23 protein-coding genes are annotated in these 23,903 nt (G+C 47.0%); 10 read left to right on the top strand and 13 right to left on the bottom strand.

Features of this window, described 5'->3' with window-relative positions; genetic code table 11:
- Positions 1–72: 72 nt before the first annotated feature.
- The 4 genes from AB3R30_RS03370 (at position 73) to AB3R30_RS03355 (ending at position 3,591) form a co-directional block, all read left to right on the top strand.
- The gene (locus AB3R30_RS03370; RefSeq protein WP_458647729.1) at positions 73–1,329 is read left to right on the top strand and encodes a cation:proton antiporter; all 1,257 of its coding nucleotides are present in this window, start codon (positions 73–75) and stop codon (positions 1,327–1,329) included.
- Between the two features lie 318 nt (positions 1,330–1,647).
- Positions 1,648–2,079, top strand: coding sequence for a BlaI/MecI/CopY family transcriptional regulator (locus AB3R30_RS03365; RefSeq protein WP_458647728.1), 432 nt, complete (start codon positions 1,648–1,650; stop codon positions 2,077–2,079).
- The gene (locus AB3R30_RS03360) at positions 2,067–2,918 is read left to right on the top strand and encodes a M56 family metallopeptidase (RefSeq protein ID WP_458647727.1); all 852 of its coding nucleotides are present in this window, start codon (positions 2,067–2,069) and stop codon (positions 2,916–2,918) included. The genes AB3R30_RS03365 and AB3R30_RS03360 overlap by 13 nt, the downstream gene beginning before the upstream one ends.
- Positions 2,919–2,925: 7 nt before the next feature.
- The gene (locus AB3R30_RS03355) at positions 2,926–3,591 is read left to right on the top strand and encodes a class I SAM-dependent methyltransferase (protein ID WP_458647726.1); all 666 of its coding nucleotides are present in this window, start codon (positions 2,926–2,928) and stop codon (positions 3,589–3,591) included.
- Here the strand turns inward: AB3R30_RS03355 and AB3R30_RS03350 are convergent.
- Positions 3,565–3,840, bottom strand: a complete 276-nt coding sequence (locus tag AB3R30_RS03350) for a hypothetical protein (protein ID WP_458647725.1) — start codon at positions 3,838–3,840, stop codon at positions 3,565–3,567. The two genes, AB3R30_RS03355 and AB3R30_RS03350, sit on opposite strands and share 27 nt — an antisense overlap.
- A 108-nt stretch (positions 3,841–3,948) precedes the next feature.
- Positions 3,949–4,761, bottom strand: coding sequence for a creatininase family protein (locus AB3R30_RS03345; protein ID WP_458647724.1), 813 nt, complete (start codon positions 4,759–4,761; stop codon positions 3,949–3,951).
- Between the two features lie 5 nt (positions 4,762–4,766).
- Here AB3R30_RS03345 and AB3R30_RS03340 point away from each other — a divergent pair, with 5 nt between their 5' ends.
- Positions 4,767–5,258, top strand: a complete 492-nt coding sequence (locus AB3R30_RS03340) for a ribonuclease III domain-containing protein (protein ID WP_458647723.1) — start codon at positions 4,767–4,769, stop codon at positions 5,256–5,258.
- A 7-nt stretch (positions 5,259–5,265) separates the two neighbouring features.
- Here the strand turns inward: AB3R30_RS03340 and AB3R30_RS03335 are convergent, their stop codons facing one another.
- The 4 genes from AB3R30_RS03335 to petN all read right to left on the bottom strand — a co-directional run bounded on the left by AB3R30_RS03335 (position 5,266) and on the right by petN (position 7,205).
- Positions 5,266–5,523 carry a hypothetical protein gene (locus AB3R30_RS03335; protein WP_458647722.1) on the bottom strand — a complete coding sequence of 86 codons (258 nt, stop codon included), beginning with the start codon at positions 5,521–5,523 and terminating at the stop codon, positions 5,266–5,268.
- A 111-nt stretch (positions 5,524–5,634) separates the two neighbouring features.
- The gene (sat, locus tag AB3R30_RS03330; RefSeq protein ID WP_458647721.1) at positions 5,635–6,822 is read right to left on the bottom strand and encodes a sulfate adenylyltransferase; all 1,188 of its coding nucleotides are present in this window, start codon (positions 6,820–6,822) and stop codon (positions 5,635–5,637) included.
- A gap of 49 nt (positions 6,823–6,871) precedes the next feature.
- Positions 6,872–7,030 (bottom strand): hypothetical protein, encoded by a 159-nt coding sequence (locus AB3R30_RS03325; RefSeq protein ID WP_458647720.1) that lies wholly within the window; start codon positions 7,028–7,030, stop codon positions 6,872–6,874.
- A gap of 85 nt (positions 7,031–7,115) precedes the next feature.
- Positions 7,116–7,205 carry a cytochrome b6-f complex subunit PetN gene (gene petN / locus AB3R30_RS03320; protein ID WP_009555764.1) on the bottom strand — a complete coding sequence of 30 codons (90 nt, stop codon included), beginning with the start codon at positions 7,203–7,205 and terminating at the stop codon, positions 7,116–7,118.
- Between the two features lie 285 nt (positions 7,206–7,490).
- Between petN and AB3R30_RS03315 the strand changes: the two genes are divergently transcribed.
- Positions 7,491–7,976 (top strand): hypothetical protein, encoded by a 486-nt coding sequence (locus tag AB3R30_RS03315; RefSeq protein WP_458647719.1) that lies wholly within the window; start codon positions 7,491–7,493, stop codon positions 7,974–7,976.
- Positions 7,977–8,460: 484 nt separating this feature from the next.
- Entirely contained in the window at positions 8,461–12,513 is a 4,053-nt protein-coding gene (locus AB3R30_RS03310) for an NPCBM/NEW2 domain-containing protein (protein ID WP_458647718.1), read from the top strand.
- A gap of 180 nt (positions 12,514–12,693) precedes the next feature.
- Here AB3R30_RS03310 and AB3R30_RS03305 read toward each other — a convergent pair whose 3' ends face one another.
- The 3 genes from AB3R30_RS03305 to AB3R30_RS03295 all read right to left on the bottom strand — a co-directional run bounded on the left by AB3R30_RS03305 (position 12,694) and on the right by AB3R30_RS03295 (position 15,178).
- Entirely contained in the window at positions 12,694–13,152 is a 459-nt protein-coding gene (locus tag AB3R30_RS03305) for a tetratricopeptide repeat protein (RefSeq protein ID WP_458647717.1), read from the bottom strand.
- Positions 13,153–13,217: 65 nt separating this feature from the next.
- Entirely contained in the window at positions 13,218–14,747 is a 1,530-nt protein-coding gene (gene trpE, locus AB3R30_RS03300) for an anthranilate synthase component I (RefSeq protein ID WP_458647716.1), read from the bottom strand.
- 119 nt (positions 14,748–14,866) lie between these two features.
- Entirely contained in the window at positions 14,867–15,178 is a 312-nt protein-coding gene (locus tag AB3R30_RS03295; protein WP_458647715.1) for a DUF6464 family protein, read from the bottom strand.
- A gap of 258 nt (positions 15,179–15,436) precedes the next feature.
- Between AB3R30_RS03295 and AB3R30_RS03290 the strand changes: the two genes are divergently transcribed.
- Together AB3R30_RS03290 and AB3R30_RS03285 are read left to right on the top strand one after the other, a co-directional pair.
- Entirely contained in the window at positions 15,437–15,658 is a 222-nt protein-coding gene (locus AB3R30_RS03290) for a hypothetical protein (protein ID WP_458647714.1), read from the top strand.
- Positions 15,659–16,108: 450 nt separating this feature from the next.
- On the top strand, positions 16,109–17,002 hold the full coding sequence (locus AB3R30_RS03285) for a hypothetical protein (RefSeq protein WP_458647713.1): 894 nt from the start codon (positions 16,109–16,111) through the stop codon (positions 17,000–17,002).
- 103 nt (positions 17,003–17,105) lie between these two features.
- Here the strand turns inward: AB3R30_RS03285 and AB3R30_RS03280 are convergent, their stop codons facing one another.
- The 3 genes from AB3R30_RS03280 to AB3R30_RS03270 form a co-directional block, all read right to left on the bottom strand.
- The gene (locus AB3R30_RS03280) at positions 17,106–17,405 is read right to left on the bottom strand and encodes a hypothetical protein (protein WP_458647712.1); all 300 of its coding nucleotides are present in this window, start codon (positions 17,403–17,405) and stop codon (positions 17,106–17,108) included.
- 454 nt (positions 17,406–17,859) lie between these two features.
- Positions 17,860–18,930 (bottom strand): tRNA dihydrouridine synthase DusB, encoded by a 1,071-nt coding sequence (dusB, locus tag AB3R30_RS03275; RefSeq protein ID WP_458647711.1) that lies wholly within the window; start codon positions 18,928–18,930, stop codon positions 17,860–17,862.
- Positions 18,931–19,091: 161 nt separating this feature from the next.
- Entirely contained in the window at positions 19,092–20,771 is a 1,680-nt protein-coding gene (locus AB3R30_RS03270; RefSeq protein ID WP_458647710.1) for a caspase family protein, read from the bottom strand.
- 427 nt (positions 20,772–21,198) lie between these two features.
- Between AB3R30_RS03270 and AB3R30_RS03265 the strand changes: the two genes are divergently transcribed.
- Positions 21,199–22,041 (top strand): hypothetical protein, encoded by an 843-nt coding sequence (locus AB3R30_RS03265; RefSeq protein WP_458647709.1) that lies wholly within the window; start codon positions 21,199–21,201, stop codon positions 22,039–22,041.
- Positions 22,042–22,072: 31 nt separating this feature from the next.
- On the opposite strand, the gene AB3R30_RS03260 is transcribed toward AB3R30_RS03265, so the two are convergent.
- On the bottom strand, positions 22,073–23,677 hold the full coding sequence (locus AB3R30_RS03260; RefSeq protein ID WP_458647708.1) for a peptide ligase PGM1-related protein: 1,605 nt from the start codon (positions 23,675–23,677) through the stop codon (positions 22,073–22,075).
- Positions 23,678–23,903 lie beyond the last annotated feature (226 nt).

The following is a 23,903-nucleotide window of genomic DNA, read 5'->3' as shown; positions in this document are numbered from 1 at the left end:
GATTCAAATTAGCTTGCTCATCCCTGATAATCAGGATGTTAGTTTAACTTTAGGCATATTAGTTTAGAACGAATGGATGTTTATATTCTTGATCTCCTGGCAATCGGCATATTACTTTTATTCGTTACGTTAGGATCTGGTTTAATTACTCGTTTACCGCTTTCCTATGCGCTTATTTATTTGTTGGTTGGGATTTTTCTAAGCCCCTACGGTTTGAATTTAATTCAGCTACGACCTGAAGCAGAATTTTTGGAGCGTCTGACTGAATTTGTCATTTTGATTTCACTCTTTAGCTGTGGCTTAAAGATGAATCGCCCGCTTAAAACTTGGGCATGGAATTCGACGATTCGACTGATTGGTTTATTGATGCCGATCACGATTTTTGCGGTTGCCGCGATCGCTCATTTTTCCCTTGGTTTTGGTTGGGGCGCAGCAATTTTACTGGGTGCTATTTTGGCTCCAACTGACCCTGTTTTAGCATCCGAAGTGCAAATTTCTGATCCTAATGATAAAGATGAGTTGCGGTTTGGTTTAACCTCAGAAGGCGGTTTGAACGATGCTCTGGCGTTTCCATTTGTTTATTTTGGGCTGTATTGGCTGAAGGATGACAACTGGCAAAACTGGTTTGTTCAATGGGTGGCGATAGATGTAGTTTGGGCGATCGCGGCTGGTTTTATCATGGGTATTATCGTTGCTAGAGCGGTAGTTTGGCTCGATAAACAAGCTCAGCAGCGTGTCACTGTGGATAGCTTAATGGAAGATTTTGTCGTGCTGAGTATGATTCTGATTACTTACTCGCTAACAGAATTAGTCAATGGCTACGGGTTTTTGGCAGTATTTGTTGCGGGTGTGGTTGCCCAAAAAACCTATCGCGATCCAGAAAAACGATTCTCTCAACTTGAGTTTGCTGAAACTCTTGAAAAACTACTAGAAGTCGGCACTATTTTACTATTAGGGTCTTTGCTGCGAATTGACCCCATTCTCCGGTTTTTGCCCCAAAGTCTTTTAGTGGCAGGGGTATTGATTTTTTTAATCCGTCCTATCGGAGCCTGGATTAGCACCATTGGCGAAAACTACAGTCCGCTTCGACGTTTATTATTTGGCTGGTTTGGTATTCGTGGCGTGGGTTCGCTTTACTATCTTGCCTATGCGTTGGGTTCTGGTTTGAAAGGTGATATCGGCGAACAAATTGCTTGGATTACCTTTATCACCGTCGTCGTTTCAGTCATTCTGCACGGCATTACTTCAACCCCTTTAATGAATCGATATGACCGTCACCTTGAGCGCCGGAAACAAAGAGCGATCGCTGCAAAAAGTGAGGCTGCCTAAAACCATTCATTTCTGCTTCCCAACTGCGGATTGTCAATGGAGATTCCACCATTGGGGGTCTAGCTAATTCTCTTAAACAAAGATCCTGGTAGCAGTGGAAAAACTCACCTCTACCAGGGTCAAATAAGTACGCAGATAAACAGCAATGCTGTAGATTTCTATTTTATTGTGCGAAGATTGGCGATCGCTGTCAAAAGACAGCCTGTCAAACATTGCAATTTGATCTCAAAAGATGGCAAGTATCCGCAAACAGCCATAACAGCGACTATTTGCTTTATCCTAAAGACAGCTTTTGTTCGTTTGCCCTATTTATTATTGATGGCTGCCTTACCCAACTACCGACCCAAACAATTGTCTCTTGGTTCTCTGGAAGCTGAGATTTTAGGCATCATTTGGGATTTGGAAATCGCTACCGTAAAAGATATACACGATCGCATTCTCAGCGATCCGAATCGAGAGTTGGCATATACCTCTGTGACAACAGTTCTCAATCGTTTGGTCAAAAAAGGCTGGTTAACCTGCGATAAACAAGAACGCAGCTTTACTTGGAGGGCGCTGGTGTCTCGGCAGCAGGCAAAAGCGCTGCACTCTTATGAGCAGTTGAATCAGTTTTTAGCAGTAAGTAACCCCGATGTGGTAGCCGCTTTTGCTGATAGTTTGGATCAAACTAGCGTTGAGCAGCTAGAGGCGATCGCTGAAAAACTACGTGCCGTTCGCAAAGCCAGGGAGTCAGACGAATGCATTTCCTAATGATGATGACGGGTTTAAGCTTGGCGTGGATGATTCGATTACGCTGGGTTGAGGCTTCAGGAATTTGGGCGGAACGATGGCAGCGATCGCTGATTGCCTTTCTGTTGCCCCCGTTGCTGTTGGTGATGACTGCGATCGCCATCTTGTGGATGGGACCCGCTGGACAAATGGTGTTGCGCTGGGAAGGGTGGCTCAGTTATGGACTGGCGATCGCTTTTCTAATCAGCAGCAGTTTCCTCGGCTTAAAGTTAGCATGGGAAGCCATTTGTACTCTCCAAACAATTCGCCAAAACCCCGTGATTGACGTGCATGGCAATCCGGCTCGGTTGCTCAATCTAGCTACGCCCTATAGTGCGCGGGTTGGCTTTTGGCATCCCGAATTGGTTGTTAGCCAAGGCTTAATCGATACGCTGGATGCGGATCATCTAGAAGCGGTGCTGGTTCACGAACAGGCTCATGCGACCTACCACGACACTTTTTGGTTCTTTTGGCTGGGTTGGATTCGTCGCGCTACCCTCTGGCTGCCCCAAACCGAAACGCTCTGGCAAGAACTGCTGATCCTGCGAGAATTGCGCGCCGATCGCATTGCTGCCCAACAGGTTGATCCCTTGGTGCTAGCAGAATCCTTGTTGATGATCGTCAGCGCTCCGGTGATGCAGTTTGCCCAGTCTGAAATCTGTGCTGCGTTTAGTTGGGCAATCTCCCGCGATCGCTTAATGGAGCGGATTGATTTGTTGCTGGCTGAACCGGAGCCAAACCGGACTGTAAACTGGTGGTCATTTAGCTGGCTGCTGCTTGCCTGTCTGCCTCTAGCGACAATCCCATTTCACGTAGGCTAAACCGATTATGTCAAACAAATCTTTGGCGATGGGCGATCGCCTATATGCCTACCTGCAATCCGTTTCAGTGCGTGAACCGGAGATTTTAACTGAACTGCGCGATGAAACGGCAAAGCAACCCATGGCAGGAATGCAGATTTCGCCGGAACAGGGACAATTGATGGCGCTATTGGTGCAATTGATGGGCGCAACTAAAACCCTGGAAGTGGGCGTATTTACGGGCTATAGCTCTCTTGTGGTGGCGCTGGCGCTGCCGCCCCATGGCAAAATAATCGCCTGTGATGTCAGCGAAGACTATACCGCGATCGCTCGTCGCTATTGGCAAAAAGCTGGAGTTGCCGACAAAATTGATCTGCGGATTGCGCCTGCCTTGGAAACCCTCGATCGCTTACTGGCAGACGGGCAAGCCAATACCTTCGATTTTGCATTTATTGACGCAGACAAAAGCAGCTACGATGACTACTATGAACGCGCCCTACAACTGGTGCGGGTGGGCGGATTGATCGCGATCGATAATGTCCTGTGGTCGGGTGCTGTTGCCGATCCATTGATCACGAACAATAGCACCGAAAAAATCCGCGCGCTCAACCAAAAGCTTCACCAAGACGATCGCATCTCTCTGAGCCTAATCCCGATCGCCGATGGGTTAACACTGGCACTCAAGCGCCCTTAGCGATCGCGCCGATCTGGTTTGGTTGATAGTTGCCAAAAGAAAAGGGAAGCGATTTGCCTCCCCGTTCTTGTTTTTCTGATTTTTGTTCTTCTGATTTTTGTTGTCTTGACTGTCCGTTTGTTCCTTCAGCTTTTTTCGCAAGGCTTGAAACTGTTTTTTTCGCTGACGTTGGCGAGCAGAGCCACCCCGTCCTTTATCGTTTCGTCCTTCTTTTCGGGGCGACTCCCACCGTTTAAGTTGTCGTGCCATTAGGATTTCCTATTTGAAAGTAGACCTCTTAGTCCGAACTACAGTCTGTTTGAGGCGTTTTACGGAAAAAATTGATCTATAAAAACTTAAATTTCTACTCTTTCCTTTCTACTCTTTCCAAATTTGCGGTTGCTGAAACCGATAGACATCAGCAATCACCTGTGCCCAGCCTTCTGCAAGAGATTTGAGGATGCGATCGCCTTTTTCCACCGTGGCAGTCGTGGGATCACCAATTACACCACTACGGCTAATGTCTCGCGTCATCCAGGGAATGGGTAGATTGCGTTCTAGGGTGAGTAAGCTGTCTTGCGGTAGCCCATGGGGATATTCTGCCTGAGCGCGATCCATCTTGACCTGATTGGGCAAAATCGACAACAGCAAGCTAGTTTCGGCATCCCCGGCATGAATGCCCAATTCTGCTTCCTTTGGAGTCAATAGCTGCTTGGTAATATTGGGCGATCGCCAGACAAAAAATGGGAACACCTCAAAATCATCATGAATTTGGTGCAAATCTCGCGCCACAATCTCCATAATTTGCGGCTGTCCTCCATGAGCATTGAGCAAAACAAACTTCCGAAATCCAGCCCGATAAATACTTTCGCCTACTTCCATGAGGAGGGCAATGAGGGTTTGGGCGGTTAATGTCACGGTGCCGGGAAAATGCCAGTGTTCGTTCGATTTACCGTAGTACAACGAGGGTAAGGCATACGCAGGAATCGCTGGATCGAGTTGTTCCAAGGCTTTACCTAAAACAGATTGGGCGATCGCGCTATCAACTATCAGCGGTAAATGGGGTCCGTGCTGCTCGATCGCCCCAATCGGTTGAATAATCACCACGCGATCTTTGTGGGACATTGCCTCAATATCAGTCCAGGATAAATAGGCAAAGAACCGTTCAGGAGGAATGAAGCCGTGCATCATAGGAAGTGACGAATTACGAATGGCGAATTAATTACGAGTGGCGAATGGAGAGTGGGATAGAGATGAGTTTGGAAGAGAAACTGGGTTATTTTTTCTTTGATAAGCGCATTCTGGCGCGATCGCTGACTCGCAAAGCTTATGCAATGGAACAATCCGAACCCTGTACGGATCAAGCAGCCTATAGTTTACTCGGAAGTGCGTTGATTGATACGGTTCTGACGGAATGGCTAGTTCGGGCTGGTTGTGACAGTCAACCAGAGATCGTGTTGCGTAAAATTGAACTAAGGCAAGTTGAAAATTTGGCGCGGATTGGTCAGGAGTTGGAAATCAGCTACCGGATCAAGCGGAGTACTGCGGAAAAACAGCAGAATATTGATGAGCAGCCGGATGTGCTGGCGGAAACAGTGGAAGCGGCGATCGCGGGCATTTATGTGGATGGGGGGTATAGTGCTGCCCGTCAAACTGTTCATCGTCTGTTCAAACTAGAACTTCTTTAGTCCCTTACTATTCAATCAATTCGGTTTTTGGAAGAGAAAGGGCGATCGCGTTTACGTTGGCAGGCTTTGAGGATTGCGATCGCTCAATGGCTTCTGGTGTAGTGGCTGGCGGCAAAAATAAGGGCGTTGCGAGGGGCACCTTAACCGGTTCAGCGCTGCGCTTCCACGCATAAAGGGTGAAAGCAGTCGCTATATAGCCAGCGATAAAAAGCTCAGTTCCAAGGGCAAGTTGATTCAAAACCTGTTGAGCAACTTCGTAAGACATAGTAACTATCTCCAGGGTTTCTCACTCATCAAAACATATGCGAAAAAGCATTGCATACTCCCTGTGGTTAGCATTTAGATTTTGTGGGTGACCGCGATCGCAGTGGGCAAGCTAAATCTCGTACTGATTTTCAGTAAACACTTTCATCGTTCGAGCGAGTTCTTTTGCAACTTGTGGACGGGAAAATTGGGGCGGTGGTAGTTCTCCCCGACGCAGCATCTCGCGGACTTTCGTTCCTGATAAATGAATTCGCTCTTCTGGCAGACTAGGGCTAGTTTTCGTTGTTGCCATCCCTTCGGTGCGAGTGCAATAAAAAGCGTGTTCAAACTTCAGCGGCAAAATGCCTAATTCTTCAGGCTTAAACTCATCAAAAATATATTGAGCATCATAGGTGCCGTAGTAGTCGCCCACACCAGCATGGTCACGACCCACAATAAAGTGAGTACAGCCATAATTTTTTCGCACGAGGGCATGGAAAATTGCTTCACGCGGTCCGGCGTAGCGCATGGCAGCCGGGTTAATTGCCAAAATCACGCGGTCTTTAGGAAAGTAGTGTTCCAACATGATTTCATAGCAGCGCATTCGCACATCGGCGGGAATGTCATCTTCTTTGGTTGCCCCTACTAGCGGATGCAAAAATAACCCATCTACTATTTCCAGCGCACATTTAATAATGTATTCATGGGCGCGATGAATCGGGTTACGAGTTTGAAAACCTACTACGGTTTTCCAGCCTTTTTCCCGAAACAGCGATCGCGACTCAGCCGGATCAATTTGGTAGAGGGGAAACTTGGAATGCGGATCGCGCTGCAACAGCCAAATAGAACCTGCCAAATTTACTGCGCCTTGGTTATACACCACGTTCACCCCAGGGTGTTTTTCTTCATTGGTGCGATAGACATGCAGCGCTTCTTGCTTTTTGTCATAGTGATATTTTTGCGTCAGTTGCAACACCCCCACAAAGCGCCCTTTCGCATCATCCAACCGCACTAAGCTGCCTTCCTTCAACGGTGCCGCCGTCTCTTCAACCACAGAAAGCGTGATGGGAATTGACCAGGGTAAGCCATTGGCTAGCCGCATAGTGTTGACGACAGACTGATAGTCGGCTTCTTCCATAAAGCCTGTGAGTGGACTAAACCCCCCGATCGCGATCATTTCCAAATCTGACACGGTGCGATCATCAACCTGCACAATGGGCAAATGATCTGCCTTGTCTAAAAACTCTTGCCGTTGGTCGGTAGTGGCAATGCGATTGACCAATTGTCCACCGTGGGCGGCAATACTCTCGTGTTGAATCATGATGGGGGGCTAGGAATGAGGGGTTAAGAATGAGGGGTTAGAAATTCAACTAACCTTTGCGACGGGCGGGGCGATTGGCACGTTCTTCTGCATCACGCCGACGGCGATCGCGCCACTCTGCCAAAGTCAGATAAGCTACACCGCCGCTGACCACCAGCAGCAAGCCAAACGCCGCTAAAATCAGAACACTAAAAACAGGATATTCCACGGTTATATTGAAGAGTCGTCCTTAGATAAAACTATGCATTAGGCATCTCGCCTATGTAACACGCAATTACCTTGCACAAGTCACTTCAAAATCCATTGCGCGCCCAAACAACCAACGAAATCGAAAACGTGAAGACCACCAAAAGACCAACCCAACCCAAGCTCAAAATATCCATAGGAACCTGTGAAACACTGTGATAAAACATCTTCACAACTGATCATAGTTCAAAGTGGGAATCTCAGAGCAGCAAAACATCCCACACAACTGTAGATTAATTGCAGGGCAAAAATCAGGCGTTGCTGAATCAAGATATGAAATTCGTAGGGGCAATCCCTTGTGGTTGCCCTTCATTCTAATGAGGGTAGGCACAAGGCGCTATCCCTACAAGTGGAAATCATGTCTGCATTCAGCAACGCCAAAAATCTCAGGTAGAACAGAACAGTGGGACTGGAGAAGCGAAATGATTGAGGGGAATGAAGCAGTCCGCGACATCAAACAGGGTGCAGGGTCGCATCTCAGTTGGGCAGAGCGATGGGAGTCACTCAAGGCAGGTGGGATCGGCGCGATCGCTGCCGGAATACTCTTCGCACTTTTCACTGTGATCAATCACCAGTGGCTCTTGGATTCCGCTAATTCATTGACAACCTCACCTGCAAGCAGCGAAATCACCATTGCAATCAGTGGAGCCATTGCTATCTTGTCGGGCTTTTTGTTTGCCGTCACCTATCGCTATGTGATTCGTCACGACCAAAACGTTCACCTTAAATCGGGAGCCGTTGCCGCTTTTGGCTTAGTGCGTGGACTGGCACAGCTTGATCTAGGGTGGCAAAGGGGCATTGCTCCTTTCACATTAATCGTCCTGCTGTTGGAAAGTTTAGTGCTATTTGCAGGAGTCAGAATAGCGTTAGATTGGGCGATCGCTCACTCCAAAGTCAAGCCGTTTTGATACCGTTTGGCTAAGCACCCTTCGCTAAAAGTTGATAGAAAGCTTCTCCTATAGGAATTTTAGAGCCATCTCTTATTGTGCTTAATATCTAAAATTTGCACTGTAGGTTTGAAGGGATAAATCGCGATGCAGGCAGCTTATTTTTATTTCATTACAAAAAGTTTTTGTAATGAAACCACGTAGCTTTATGAGGAAAAGGTGAATTCCTATCCGTGGTATTGCTTACGCGTTATTCCTGCTCTAAAACAGAATTAAGCAGCCTAATTAATCTACTTCATGATCAAAATCTACTCCCTTCAACCGCGCCAACACCCAAACAAATCTTCAAAAGTTTTCTTAATGTAGTTAGAAACAGCTTTTCAGGTGAGATTGCTGGCTCCCACAAGGCTAGCGATTTCTATTTGGTTGTTCCCATAAAAGTTCAGCGGTTTCTACTTGGTTTTTTAACTCACTTCATTCAATCTATCTAAGTAAGGCATTCACTATGTCGGATTTAATACCCCTACTAGGGACAGGTTCTCATCTGTCACAGTCTTTTCATGAGCAATCGGGTTCATCTCAGTATGGAACTTCGGCTTCCCAAAATTTACTATTTATTGATTCCGCTGTTGCTGATATTGATTCCCTGATTCGGGGGGCTAAATCTAGCAGTGTTTTTGTTCTAGATTCCAATCGCGATGGGGTCGAGCAAATTCTGGACACTTTGGCAAACTATCAAAATATTGGAAGTGTTCACATTGTTTCCCATGGCAATGCTGGCAGCCTCCAGCTAGGCAATACTTATTTAAGTACGCAAACACTGCCCTATTACGGGCTGAAGCTACAGCAAAGCGCTCAAAGTTTAGCCCCTAATGCCGATATTCTGCTGTATGGCTGCGATGTCGGCGCAGGTGAAAGTGGCTTAGCGTTTTTGCGATCGCTCCAGCAGTGGACCGGAGCAGACATTGCCGCATCCACTGACTTAACCGGCAACAGCAACAAAGGTGGCAATTGGGACTTAGAAGTGAGCGTGGGTTCCATTGAAACAGGCTTGATTTTTGACCCACAAACTCTCCAGCAATACAGCGGTGTTCTGCCCACGACCTATCTAAGCGACTTAAACTGGACGTTGGCGACCAATGGTTGGGGCGCAATCGAAAGAGACAAAAGTAATGGAGAAGCCGCAACAGGCGATGGCAAAGCCCTTACTCTGAACGGGGTTACCTATGCCAAAGGCTTAGGGGTTCATGCTGGCTCCGAAATCAACTATGTCTTAGGCGGTGCCTACACTAATTTTTCTTCCAATATTGGTGTAGATGACGAAGTGGGTAATAATGGCTCCGTCGTTTTCCAGGTGTGGGTAGATGGCATCAGACTTTTTAATAGCACCAGAATGACAGGAGCGAGTGCCACGCAACTAGTCAATCTGAACGTCACAGGCAAACAAAATTTGAAGTTGATTGTGACTAATAGCGGTGATAATAACAACTTTGACCACGCTAATTGGGCAGACGCAAAACTGACATCAGGCGATACACCCCCTCCAGCGCCACCTGCTCTTGGCATTCCCATTTACTTAAGTGATCTGAATGAAACCTCAGCAACTAACGCCTGGGGAGCATTTGAGAGAGATAGAAGTAATGGTGAACAAGGAGCGGCTGATGGCAATCCCCTTACCCTGAATGGAGTCACCTATGCTAAGGGTTTAGGAGTTCACGCTGGCTCTGAAATCATTTATAACCTTGGCGGTGCCTACACCAACTTCTCCTCCAACATTGGCTTAGATGACGAGGTTGGTAATGCTGGTTCTGTAGTGTTCCAGGTCTTCGTTGATGGTGTTCAACTCTTCACCAGCGGCACCATGACAGGGGCGAGTGCTACACAACTGGTCAATCTGAATGTCACAGGGAAGCAAACCTTAAGGCTGGTAGTCACCAATGCAGGCGACAACAACTCTAATGATCATGCCAACTGGGCAGACGCAAAACTTACGGCAGGTACAATACTCCCACCCGCACCGCCACCCCCTGAAACGATTGCTCCCACCGCAGCCCTAACTGCTACCACCCTAGTTGCCAGTAGAGCTACTCCCTACACCTTTACCGTTGCTTATACGGATGCAACGGCAGTCGATGTCAGCACAATTAACAACACTGACATTCGGGTAACTGGTCCCAATGGCTTCACTCAACTAGCCCAGCGAGTGAATGTTACCCCCAATGCAAATGGTCAAGCTCTAACTGCTACCTACCAAATTGCTGCACCCGATGGCATTTGGAACTGGAACGACAATGGCACCTATACAGCAACTTTACTAGCTGGAGAAGTTCGAGACACCTTAGGCAATGCATCTGCTACAAATACTCAACTGGGAACATTTCAGGTAGCGATTCAATCCACAATTGTAATTGGAAGAAATAGCTCCCAAGTGAATGAAGGTGGAGTGGTGACGATTCCTATTCAGCGATTAGGAGATACGTCAGGCACCGCTTCAGTGCAGTACTACACGGGGGGTAATGCAACAGCGATCGCGAATGTGGACTATACGGCGATTCTTCCCACAACGCTAGTGTTTGCACCCGGAGAAGTTGAGAAACAGATCACCATTCAAACGCTCAATGATGCGATCGCTGAAGCCAACGAAGTGTTTAGCTTATTGATTGATGGCACCCAGGGAGCAGATTTAGGTCCATCTCGTACCTCTCAAGTTACAATCATCGATCCAAATGCTCCACCCGCTATCACTTATTTAAGCGATTTGATACCCACTGCCGTCATTAATGGCTGGGGACCTATGGAAAGAGATCGAAGCAATGGAGAAGAAGCCGCAAACGATGGCGGACCCTTAACCCTGAATGGTGCAACCTATGCCAAAGGGTTAGGAGTCCATGCGGGATCCGAAATCGACTATGCTCTCGGTGGAGTCTACAACAAGTTCGTTTCTTACATTGGCGTAGACGATGAGGTCGGTAATAGCGGTTCTGTAGTCTTTCAAGTCTGGGCAGATGGTGTACTACTTTATGACAGTGGATTGATGACGGGTGTCACCGAAACAAAGCTAGTGAATATTGATGTCACAGGCAGACAGAACTTGAAACTGATTGTTACCAATGGCGGCGATAACGATAGCAGTGATCACGCTAACTGGGGAAATGCTCAACTCGTAGTAGGAAATATTACCCCGCCCCTACCTCCAGGACCACCACCACCAGTTGACTTTGCCCGAGAGCAGGTCTTTGGCGGCTTGAATAGACCGACCACCTTTGATTGGTCGCCAGATGGTCAGCGCATGTATATTGCTCAGCAGGACGGAGTGGTTCGAGTGGCTGTGAATGGGAACCTACAAGCGCAATCGTTTATTGATATTTCGGCTCAAGTGAATAACGATGCCGATCGCGGTTTATTAGGGCTAACCGTTGATCCATTCTTTGGTCAAAACCAAGGTCGTGATTACGTTTATCTGTTGTTCACCTACGATCCTCCAGAAACTCAAGGGCAAAATGGGTTAGCAGGTCCCGATGGCGGTGGCAATCGCCCCTCTCGCTTAATCCGAGTGACGGCTGACCCAGCCACAAACTACACGACCGTTCTACCCAATAGCGAAGTAGTACTGCTAGGAAAAAATAGCCTTTGGCAATACACCAGCCGCCCCGATGCGGATAGTACCAGTGATTTCACTATCCTACCGTCTGGCATTGTGAATGGGACGACGATCAACGCGCCAGCCGCACTGATTGAAGATGCAGACCCCGCGAACATAGGCAGAGACTACCAAGCAACCGATACAAACTTCGACAACAACAACAACATTCGCGATTATTTGGCGACCGACAGCAACACGCACAGTGTTGGACAGGTTCAGTTTGGTCTAGACGGTTCGCTGTATGTCACTATCGGTGATGGCACGTCTTACAATGCAGTTGATCCCCGTGCAACCCGTGTGCAAGACATTGATAATTTGTCTGGTAAATTGCTGCGGATTGATCCGATCACTGGTCAAGGCTTCGCGGATAATCCTTTCTACAATGGGGATGTTGACAGCAACCGTTCTAAAGTTTGGAGCTATGGCTTCCGTAATCCCTTCCGATTCGCAATTGAACCGGGCACCGGCACTCCCTATATTGGGGATGTTGGCTGGAATATTTGGGAAGAAGTGAATGTGGCAACTAGGGGCGGGAACTTTGGGTGGCCCTATTTTGAAGGCGATCCACAAAATCAAGGATACAGCACTTTGCCGCAAGCTCAGGCGTTCTATAACAGTGGACAACCTGTAGTGAATGCACTTTTGGCTGGCAATCACATTGGGGCAACTGCGTGGGTTGTGGGCGATTTCTATACTGGAAATACGTTCCCTGCGGTTTACAACGGTGCGTTATTCTATAACGATGTGGGCTACGGAAATGTCTATGTAACGTTCTTGAATCCTGATGGCACGGCGGGTGCTACCCAGAATTTTGATAACTTGCAATACATCGTTGATATGGAAACTGGACCCGACGGTAGCTTATATTATGCCAGCCTTTACGGCAATGAAATTGGTCGTTGGACACCAGTCTAGTTTTAGATTGCATGAGGTTGATTAACCAGTAGGTTCATTACAAGTTCCAGGAACACAAGACTAATGTTCCTGGAACTTTTTCAATGGCTATAGCAACGGATGAATAGGTTAGGACACAAAGATCTTTGAGCAATAAGAAAACGGATGGTTGTTGTCTTGACTTTTCTTCGTACTGCTATATCAAACTGTTACTAACTTTTTATTCAACCAAATTCCTGCTTTTGCATGGAGGTATCTGGGATCGGGGTAAATGGCGATCGCCCGATCAAATGATTCCACTGCATTTCCATAGGCATTCATTGCAATCAGCAATAAGCCTCGGTTAAACCACGCTTGATGGTAATCCGGCTGCAAGGAGATCGCTTGGTCGTAAGATCCTAGCGCTGCGGCATATTTCTGCTGACCACAAAGTGCATTTCCGCGATTATTCCAGGCTTTGCAATAGGCAGCATTTAGGGCGATCGCTTGGTCAAATGCTGCGATCGCCTGAGCATAGCGATCTCCTTCACAGTGGGCGCGACCCTGACCTTCCCAGAATTCTGGGCTGTTTTGAGGAGGATCAAATTCCATCATGGTCGTGTACCCTTCTTTCGTTCCTGACTCATTCATTGTGAAGAGCAAAACCCGCGATCGCGGCAACGGATTTCCCTACTATCAGCGGTTCGGTATAGACAAGCAATCAAAACTCAAAACTGTAATAGCTTTCAACCTAAACAACGAATGGCTTCCAACATGCCTTTTGCCTTATTTAGCGTTTCTTCGTATTCCTTTTCAGGAACAGAATCGGCAACTAATCCGGCTCCGGCTTGCACACTAACGCTATGTTTACCATTTCCTTGATTGCGAACGACCATGGTGCGAATGGCGATCGCGGTATTTAGCTGTCCATCGAAGTCATAGTAGCCATAGGCACCAGAGTAAGGTCCCCGGCGGCAGGGTTCTAGATCGTGAATGATTTCCATGGCGCGAATTTTGGGCGCACCGCTGACGGTTCCTGCTGGAAAACCCGCTTTCAGCAAATCCCAGGCGGTTTTGTTGGGTGCCAGTTTACCCACGACATTGCTGACAATATGCATCACATGGGAATAGCGCTCAATCATCATTAATTCATCGACCTTGACCGATCCATGAATGCAGACTCGCCCTAAATCATTCCGTCCTAGATCCACTAGCATTACATGCTCGGCAATTTCTTTCGGGTCAGCTAGCAAATCTTGGGCAAAGGCTGCATCTTCTTGTGTGGTTTTTCCTCGTGGGCGGGTGCCCGCGATCGGGCGCACTGTGGCAATCATGGGATCATCGTCTGCAATTCCCCGATCAACTTTCACGAGCACCTCTGGGCTGGAGCCAATGATCTGCCAGTCGCGAAAGTTAAAAAACGCCATGTAGGGGGAAGGATTCACTTGTCGCAGCGATCGATAGAGGGCAAACGGATCGCCGACATAGTCTGTGGCAAGTCGTTGAGAAATCACGACCTGGAAAATATCACCGGCTCGAATGTGATCTTTTGCGGTTTCCACATTGGCGCAGAATTGGGCTTGCGTGGTATTGCTGGTGAATGCAAGCGGGGCGGCAGACTGGGATGATGGAGTCCATTCCAGCAAATGAGCTTGTTCTGCAAGGGGAGACTGAAGTTTGTGAATGAGTTGAGTGGCGCGATCGCAGGCTTGCTCATAAGCGACGGCTAAATCGGTGTTGGGGTCGCGTAAATCGGCATAGGCGATCGCCCAAATTTTTCGTTTCACCTGGTCAAAAATCAGCAAATTATCGACCTGCATCCATAACCCATCTGGCAAATCATCGGCTGCCGCTGGATAAATGGGGACGCGAGATTCAATCCAATGAATCAGTTCATACCCCCAAAACCCAAAGAGTCCACCAATTCCTGGCGGCAGTGCTGGCAACTTTACTGGATGGTAGGGTTCTAAACAAGTTGCTAACGCGGCAAAGGGATCTCCTTCAAACGTCTGAATAGCGCCGTCTCGATAAGTTTGGGTGGTATGTGTTCCCCGTGATTCCAACACCCACAGCGGATCGCATCCTAAAAAACTGTAGCGCCCAATTCGCTCACCTCCCTCCACCGATTCCAGCAGAAAACTATAGGGTTGCCCTGAACAAACTCGATACCATGCCGAAACGGGCGTATCTAGATCAGCAACCCACTCCTGATAGACGGGCACAAAGTTACCTTGTTTAGCCAGTTCAATAAATTCAGAAAAGTTGGGAGACAGCATAACGGGGGCGATGATTAGGGGACAGGGGAAGTTTTGAATTTTGAGTTCAGAGTTTTGAGTTTTGAGTTCAGAGTTTGGGGTTTGCTACTCGCCACTCGCCATTCGTCATTCGTCATTGTTTAGTCCAATTGAATGGATTCGTAGTGGGGGCATTCTTTGCAAGGACCGGATGGATTGACGGTGCAGCGCAGATAAGGCGATCGCGCGTTGAACTGGCAAGTAATATCACCCAACATATAGCCAAGCCCTTCCACATAGCAATAATCCATTGCTTCCAGGTAAGGGTGAGGACGATATCGCCTTCCTGGGGACACCATCGCAGTATAAGTCCGTTGCCTCATGCGAATTTGCACTTTTCGCATAATTACACAAGACAAAGAACCAGGGATAAACCCAACCAAAAAAATGGCGATCGCTTCAAACATAACCATAAAAAACAAAGAACCAGTCTAGAGCCGCCCTACTCCCCTTTGTAGACTTTACCGCTAACCTAGCCTACTGATCTACGATTGCCAACTATTCAGTCAGGTGATCTCGATCACTCAGAATTCATCATTCCATCACCCAGAACCAAGACCATCCATCACTAACCGAACTCAGGACTATCACACAACTCCAAGCTTTAGCATCACTGAGATCGCGGCTTGAAAGCTTCATAGTACGTTTAGAACTTTAAGAACCGTGCATCTATGACTATGACCCTAATTGCTTGTGTGGTAAAAGAAAGCCTGGCCAGTGGCTACCTCACAGAAAAAGCTGAACAGCGCATTCAGCGGCTATTTGACCAAACTTGTGATTTAGAAGATATCAACGCCTTGGAACAGTTGCAGCAAGCTTTAACAGGCGGACAAGTTAAGCGTCAAACTGAGCAAGACAAGTTAGTTGGCGCAGACCGAGCCTCATTCAGTTAAAACTCATGAAGTTGAGAAACGTGAAGAAAGTCAGGATAGTGAAACCAAGCGTGTGAATTAATAGAGTCTGCTCACTAAATTTCTGCCTTTTCACCCATCATTATGTTTGCCAGAATTCGTCGTCTTTTAAGCCAATTTTTCAGCAAGTCTAGAACGGTCAATAACGAACCGTTAAACAAGGTTAGTTTGATCGTCATTATCTTGATCGATATTTTTATCTTAGTGAATGTTTTCGCTGGATTAGATGATATTAGTCGATGGCACATCAGCCCCTCAGAAGCGTATCCCTGTTATTCTGACTGGAAAGCTTACCAAACCCAAACGGAAGGAAATCGGGACTATAACGCTCTGCGATCGTCTTTAAGCTATTCGGCAGGCGGTGAGTTTGGTTTTCAATCAAATTATCGATCTGCTGAAGTAGGGCGTTTGGGGAAAGTTTCTGAAACCTGTTTGAAATATGCCAGCTACAAAGACAAAGTCAATAACTCAGCTAATCAAGCACTGTTCAAATCTATTGATCAGAAAAACGCTAGCATTGATAAGCTTGAGCAAAATAATCGTGCTATTCAAGCTCAATACGACTCAACCTTACTCGAAAAAATTGCAGGTCAGCCTCGCGATCAGTCGATTAATTTGGTAGGTGCTGAAAAAGCCAAGCAAGAGATAGACAACAATAATCTCAAAATTTCTACCCTTAAAAAAGAAATTTCTACCCTCAAAAATCAACTACTTGAAAAGCCAGAAAGCGCTAATTTTTTAAATCTACTTCAAGATAAACAAGGCTTTAAAAACGTTGAAAATGGCTACAAGCAAGCCTCTTTTTGGTATCCTACTATTCAGTTTATATTCCAAGCTCTGTTCTTGTTACCGTTGATTTTGGGCGCTTTATTTATTCATAGGCTAGCTCAACGCAAGGGTTATGGACTCGCTGCTTTGATGAGTTGGCATCTATTAGTTATTTTTTGTATTCCACTCCTGTTTAAACTGTTTGAGTTTTTGCAAGTTGGAATTTTATTTCAATTCATTGCTGACATTGTTCGCGCTCTTTTTGGCGGTTTACTGTTCCTAGTTAGCTATCTGTATATTTTGCTAATTCCACTGTTTGGGTTTGGAATTATCAAGTTTTTTCAAAAATTTGTTTTCAATGCAAAACTTCAAGCAGCTAATCGAGTTCAAAAGTCGCGATGTGTGAGGTGTGCTAAGAAAATTCGACCTCAAGATCCTTACTGTCCGCACTGTGGCTATTATCAATATATTGAATGTCCAAACTGCCACGAGTTTACTTACAAACACTTGCCACACTGTAAGCACTGTGGACATGCTCAAGATGTTGTTTCTTCATGACCTACTAGTGATTGAAATGGGCGCGTCCCACTTTTGCGCCCTTACCCTAAATCTCTTTCCCAGAGCGGGAGAAGGACTCTAAAATCTCAGTTCTAGTGGCACCCTAGTATCTAGGCGGGTTCTTTTTGGGAATGCTTAACAAAGGCAAGGTTGGACGAGCATCAGTAGACGGCAATGCATACGCCGGGGCACGATTTACAACTACAGTGGGTTTACGGGTGCGAAGCTGCAACCACCGCACCGCGATCGCCATACCAACGATGCCTAAACCTAGCGACATTAATCCCCAATGGGCACTAACTCCACCCATGGCGATGTTCACTGCCCCAACTGTTGCCGCAAAGCTAAGCACAGGTTCCCGACGATATCTTGATTTAAAGCTTCGAGTCCACGAACTATGCATGCAAAGTACTCTACTTTGATCTCTCGAACGTTCAGATATGATTCTAGTTCTTCTAAAAAAGTTTGTGTCTGACACAATGAAAACTCTTTAAAAAACTATCCGCTCCTATCTAGGTAAAGATAGGAGCGGTGTAGCGGGTCATCGGACTGAACCTAACTGCCGGAAGAAACTTTTGCGTAACTTATATTTAAGTTGACTTTAGAGCCTTCCAAAACATTAAATCATGGGCTAGAGAACGGCTCCGGCGCACAGTTGGCTTTTTTCAGTCTGACGACCCATGGTTTTACTGCTATCTGTCATGGGCATCACCTCCTTATTCCTGAACGGTTAAGTTTCAAGGGTTTGCAATTTTGGTGTTTCTCAGAACACCTGAACTTAAGATAGCACGTTTTGCAAAATGTGTGCCTTAGAGGTTGGATTGAGTGCAGCAATCACCATGAACACTAAAACTGTTTTATATTGCTACTAGTTGAGCGATTCCAGAATCTAATATGGGTTGAGAGTCGGGTTCAGAAGTCGTTATTAATCGCGCGATCGCCTGATCAATCAAATCTAATCCCTGCTGCACGTTTTCAATTAGGCTAAGCTGTCCACGCAGATCGGCAGCACCCACAAAGCTTTTGGCATACCAGGTCATGTGTTTGCGAGCTTCGCGCACCCCGCGATCGCCCTTGTAGTCATACAACATTTGCAGATGCGATCGGGCACATTGCAAACGGGCGATCGCGGAGGGCGTGGGTTTCAGTTTTCCCGTTTTGAGGAAATGATCCACTTCGCCGACCAAAAACGGATAGCCCATTGTGCCGCGAGAACACATCACGCCATCGGCTCCCGTTTCTTCTAAGCACTTCACTGCCGATTCCACCGAAAATATATCGCCATTGGCAATCACCGGAATTGAGAGGATATCCTTCACTTTTTTGATCCATTCCCACTTGGCATTGCCGTTATAGCCTTGAGCGCGGGTACGTCCATGCACCGTGATCATTTTTGCCCCGGCTGCTTCCATCCGGCTAGCAAAATCGAGGATATTGATTTCCTGATCAGTCCAGCCAATGCGGGTCTTAACGGTGACAGGAATATCAACTGCATTCACCACCGATCGCACAATTGCTTCCGCTAGTTCGGGCTGCCGTAGCAAAGATGACCCTCCGCCATTTTTGGTGATCTTATTCACAGGGCAGCCCATGTTGATATCTACCGTGTCTGCCCCTTCTTTGACTGCCATCTGTGCTGCTTCTGCTAGGAAATCAGGACGACAATCAAATAGCTGAATGCTGATGGGGCGCTCGTTTGGGTCAACTTCCATGATTTTAGGTAGCTCTTTCACGTAATGCAGCCCAGTTGCATTGACCATTTCGGTATACATCATTGAGGTAGGCGCATATTGCCGCACGAGCCGCCGAAACACCATATCTGTTATGCCTGACAAGGGCGATTGCAATACACGGCTCTGCACTTCAAAGTGACCAATTTTTAGCGGTGCAGCAAGGCGTTTTTGTAAAGCAGGCGACAGCGTAACCATGATGACCTAACCAAGGAAGACTGCTCTTATTCTAAGTCTTCTGGCGGATCTAACAGGGCTAAGTCTTCTATGAGACAGGGCAGTATGGAAATACGGCTGTGGCTTTTATTTTAGGAAACGGCTGTGGCTTTTATTTTAGGAAAGATACGGGTGCAGCAGAATCATAAACGTGGCATAAATTTTTCACAACTGCTTTTTACGGGCTGCTGAAAAGATTTGCCGTTTTGCTCGGATAAGAAACTGCACCACTGAGCGATCGCGGCATCGGCTTGAGGACGCAGCTTTTTATCTTCTAAAGACACCAGATCGGCTGCCATTACTGCAATATCAAACTGATTTCGGGATGCCCGCTCTTGAGCAATGGTATAAATTATTTGGTTCCAATCAGCGATATCTTGCTGTGCCTCTTGATAAGCCCAGTCATTGACCTGAATTTGTCTCGCTTGCTGAATGGCATCGCGGTAAGGGGTTGCCTGATTGCTTCGCACCAATAGCCGCGCAGATTGCAAAATGGCTTTTCCGCGAAAATCATTTTGCTGGGGGACAGACTGAGACACGGATGAATTGAAGCTTGCTACTCGTTGTTCAGGGGGCTGTTCTGCTAGCTGTGCTACTGGAACTTGTTGAGAGGGTGGTGCGGCTAGGACAGCAGACCAGTTGCGCCATAAAACTGCACTAAGTAGAATCCCAGAAACTAAGCTGCCCCATAGCACAAAAGGTCGCCACAAGGGAATTTCTTCAATCGGCTCAGGCTCGATCGCATCAAGTGTAGGAGTGGGAACACTGGCGGTTGCAGCGGTTGAAGGAGTCGCCTGACGATAGGAATTTTCTAAGGACTCGCGCTCCGTAGAATAATTAGGGAGTGGCAGGGGTTGATCAAGAGGTCGGAACGGGTTGCTAGTAAGCTTATTTTGACTGGCAGAGTGAGTCTGGGAGGGAACGTTTGCTGTGGGTAGCGTGAATGCTGCGGTTGAATTCAGTGTGTTTGAATTCAGTGTGTTTATGGTTGAGTAGATTTCAGGGGAGTGAGTTTCAGTCGCGCTTTGAGAAGTATGCCCATTGGTTGATGCCCTATTCCATGTAGATGCAGCAGATGTAGACGCGGCAATGGACAACAGGGGTTGGTGAACGAAAGGAGGTGGGCAAATAGTGACGGGATGTTGGCTGGGTTGCCAATAGTGTTCGCTGAGTTCGGGTAGGCGATCGCTAAGATAATGACTCAGGGTTGCCAAGGTTGCCCCTTGTTGATAGCGCAGACCTTCTAATAGTGCTGCGGTGAACAGTCCATGTCCTAGGCTAGAAATTTCGCGAGAGAATTGTCCTGGTTGACAGGAGAGAATCGTAGGAATCCCGATTTGATGAGCAATCTGTGCAGTTTGAATGCCAACGGTTTCATGAGAAATTGTGGCTTGGCTACGATTGATGTCAAGCAACACGAGCGGCTGTCCGGTGGGTAAAGTGGTTTTGAGCCGCTTCAGCAATGGCGCGATCGCGATGCAGGTTGCCTCGATCTCGCCCGGATTGCCATCGATCGGCACGAAGTAATCCTGCCCACGATGACAAACCCCATAACCATTGAAAAAAATCCAAACTTGGTCATCCGGTTGAAAATAGTTTTGAGCCAGAAACTCGATCCAATTACACAGATTTTCTCGGTTGGGATAGGTTGAGCGTCCTGCTAAAAAAGGAGAGAGTTCAGTGAATGAAAGACATTGATTCAGCGGGAAACCTGCTTCAGATACCAAAAAATGATGCAATGCTTGAACATCTTGCTGAGCGCAGTTCAACGGTTGAAAAGATTGATATTTATCAATCCCAATTAAGATTGCCCATTGTTTCATCACAGATGCCCCATGTCTTTCTTTACTAACATGCCCAAACTAGGTTTTTACACAACAAAAATCTTGAATTTCTTGATATAACTTACTGAAATAAATTAGGTGCAGGCGAACAGCTTAAGCTGCGTTTGATTAAAGGTAGGGCATAATTTATCTGCCTAAAGGAGGCTATATGCTGCTTCTCAGTCTTTCCTAAGATAGTTTCAAATCGATGTTATGTGAGTCATTGTTAAATGAATACTAAACGAATTTATCGACTTGTCAGCATTTTGTAACCACCCTTGTTTGAATGGTCGTATCCCTACTATAAGGGTTTGAATGGTCGTATCCCTACTATAAGGGCTAACCTCAATTGACATAATCTTTCCTTTTTAGACTACTGGTGAAAAACTGACAACTCGTTCTTTTTACAAGATTAGGGACTCATACTATGCTGCTACTGAATCGATCGCTGTTCAACCGATCGCGATCCAACGCCCAAACGACCTATCATCGACGGCAGAGTGCGGCTTGGATTGGTATCACCAGTACTTTTTGTTTAACAGCAGGCTGGTTACTAGAAAATGCGATCGCGCCTACTGTGGTTCAAGCAGTGCCTTTACGGGCGAATGTCATGCTGGATGTGCAAATTGGGGAAACCTATGATGCTTTCATGCAACGAGCAACCGCCGCCGCTAGAGCCACAACTCAGGGCGCATTTAATCGGAATAGTTCAATTTCAGACCTTTCGGTCGTGGTTACGGGACAGAACCAGGGAGCGATGGTTCAAGTATTAACCCTCCGTGCTAGTCGTAATCAGTGGCGGAGCAATCCTAATGCAGGTCGTTGGGCAACTTTTTATCCCACGGCTCAATCTTTACTAGGGCTTGCTGCTCCTGCTCCAGCGTCAACGACGACGGGCATTGCTCAACCTGGAACTACTCAACAACCTGGAACTACTCAGCCGTTTATTCCAGGTCAACCTGTGATTTTGGTGCCTGTGGTTCCAAGTCAGTCGGTGCAGGTAGTTCCGGTTCCAGGTGGAACTACTGTCTCGCCCACACCTGGGGTTTTAACGCCGGGAACGCCAGGTACGATCGCGCCACCCCAACCTGTAAATGGGACGAACAGTACCTCTGCTACAACTTCTCCAACGACTACATCATCTCCAACCACTGCAACTCCAACTTCTCCAACCACTGCAACCCCAACTTTAGAGCAACAACTCTATCAAGATTTTCTACCCTTCCAAACTATTCAATCTCCATCGCAAAACACGCCGCTATCTCGGTAAGTGGATACCATTTTTCTGGCTTATTTTTGGCTTAACACTGCTCGCGCCAACTCATGGGCAGGCGGAGATGGTGATTAATCTGAGGTTTAGGCAGTAGTCGTGTTTCTTCATCCATTGCCTGAGTCAGTTTTTTGTAAACATCCTCTGCTTGTTGAGGTGAATTGCCAATGCTGGTCAGCCCCAGCTTGCCAAACTCCGACAGGCAACCCATTAGGTGAAATACGGTGCCTGTTTCGGTACTGGTGTCAAAGTGAAGCTGGTGATGAGCAATAATATCCATCAGATCGTTTGGTAGTAGACCGCGATATTGATCTTTTTGCAGATTATCGGTGGCGATGTAGTATTTGGGTCGTCCTTGTTGGCTATAAAATAAGCCGCTGGAAAGGTCATATCGCCCATTGGTCAAAAATTTGAGTGTCATAAATGGATGGGTAGTGCCGCCTTTGCGGAGGTTAATTTCGATCGCTTGCACGTCCCATTCTGGTTTTTGGGATTGGTGGGGCTGATGCACTACGACAAAATCAACGGCAAACCGTTCGATCGCGCCTTTTTTGGCTAGATTGCGCCCAATTCGCATTCCCAACTCTTGCAGGGTCAAGCGATAGGCTTCATCAGCTGGAAACCGACAGCCTAAATAAATTTGCCCAGTGGGTCCGCCCAAAATTTGGTCATGGGTAGATAGGATTTCTACTTCGCCCAAGGGTGTAATGTGCCCCTGCACACTGGGCGATCGCTTTTCTCCTTCCAAAAATGCTTCGACAATTGCGCCCATTTCAGGAATACGCTGACTGAAGTTATCCCAGGTTTCGCCTTTTCCTTCAAAATGTAGAGTGGAAAACTGCTCTGTTAATGCCTCTATTCGTGCTAGGTGACTGGTGCGATCGGGGGCAGCGTCTTGAATAGTCTGAAGATCCAGCAGCGCATTACCTTCACCCGAAAACCCTTCATTCAGCTTGACCACCATACGCTTGAGATTGGGTTGGCGTTCCCACAATTGGGCGGCGGCAGTTGCGAGTTCATGCACACTCCACACCGAGTCGCTGCCATCGGGATGAGGAACGTTCGTTTCGGCGAAAATTTGGCGACTGCCGCCTTTGGTGCCCCATTTTAATAAGCCGGGATCAAGTGCGTAGAGGGGAACTCCAAGCTGAACTGCTAAGTTTTGCTCGGCGGATGTGGAGTTATAGCAGATCATAAAACAACGATTGGGACGGACTGCTTGCTGAATCCGGGCAATTAACCGGGGGCGATCGAGAATTTTTTGGCTTAATGGGTTCAAGGAGGAATCATAGGCGGATAGCAGCAATAAGCGATCGCGGGCATGAGAAAAAGGAATGCCGGGTAGCAGTTGCAGGTAATAGTCAATCACGCTGGGGTGTAACGGTTGTGAGGTGACATATACCAAACGGGTACGAGGATTTTGCAGCCGAATTAGAGAAAACAATAGGCGCTCTTCGTAGTGGTGGAAGCCATCAATTTTTTGCAGTTCTCGTTGATCGAGGCTAAGAGATGGCACCACAATAATATCGGTATCCCCAAGCTCAAGAGCTTCCACCGATCGCCATAAATCGCGCAATCGCTGCTGCAAATCGGGAAAAGTCTCTTGCATCCCGGACGGGAAAAACTCGGTCTGCATAATTAGCCTCTTCAAACGACCTATGGAACCTGTCAAGCGCCAAATTACCTGGCAAGGTTGAAATAACTTTCACTAAAGTCTTCAAATTCACAATACGGTTAAACCGACTCTAACAATATGCAAGATTACTTAGTCTTCGGATAGATTTATGGCAACCGATGAATAGGTTAGAACACCAATATTCTTGGAAAATAAGGAATAACGGACAGTTGCTGTCTTGACCTTT

Source organism: Sivoneniella epilithica UHCC 1019 (genome assembly GCF_040830845.1).
Lineage (GTDB): Bacteria > Cyanobacteriota > Cyanobacteriia > Leptolyngbyales > Leptolyngbyaceae > ULC077BIN1.
This window is presented reverse-complemented; position numbering and strand designations above follow the sequence as displayed.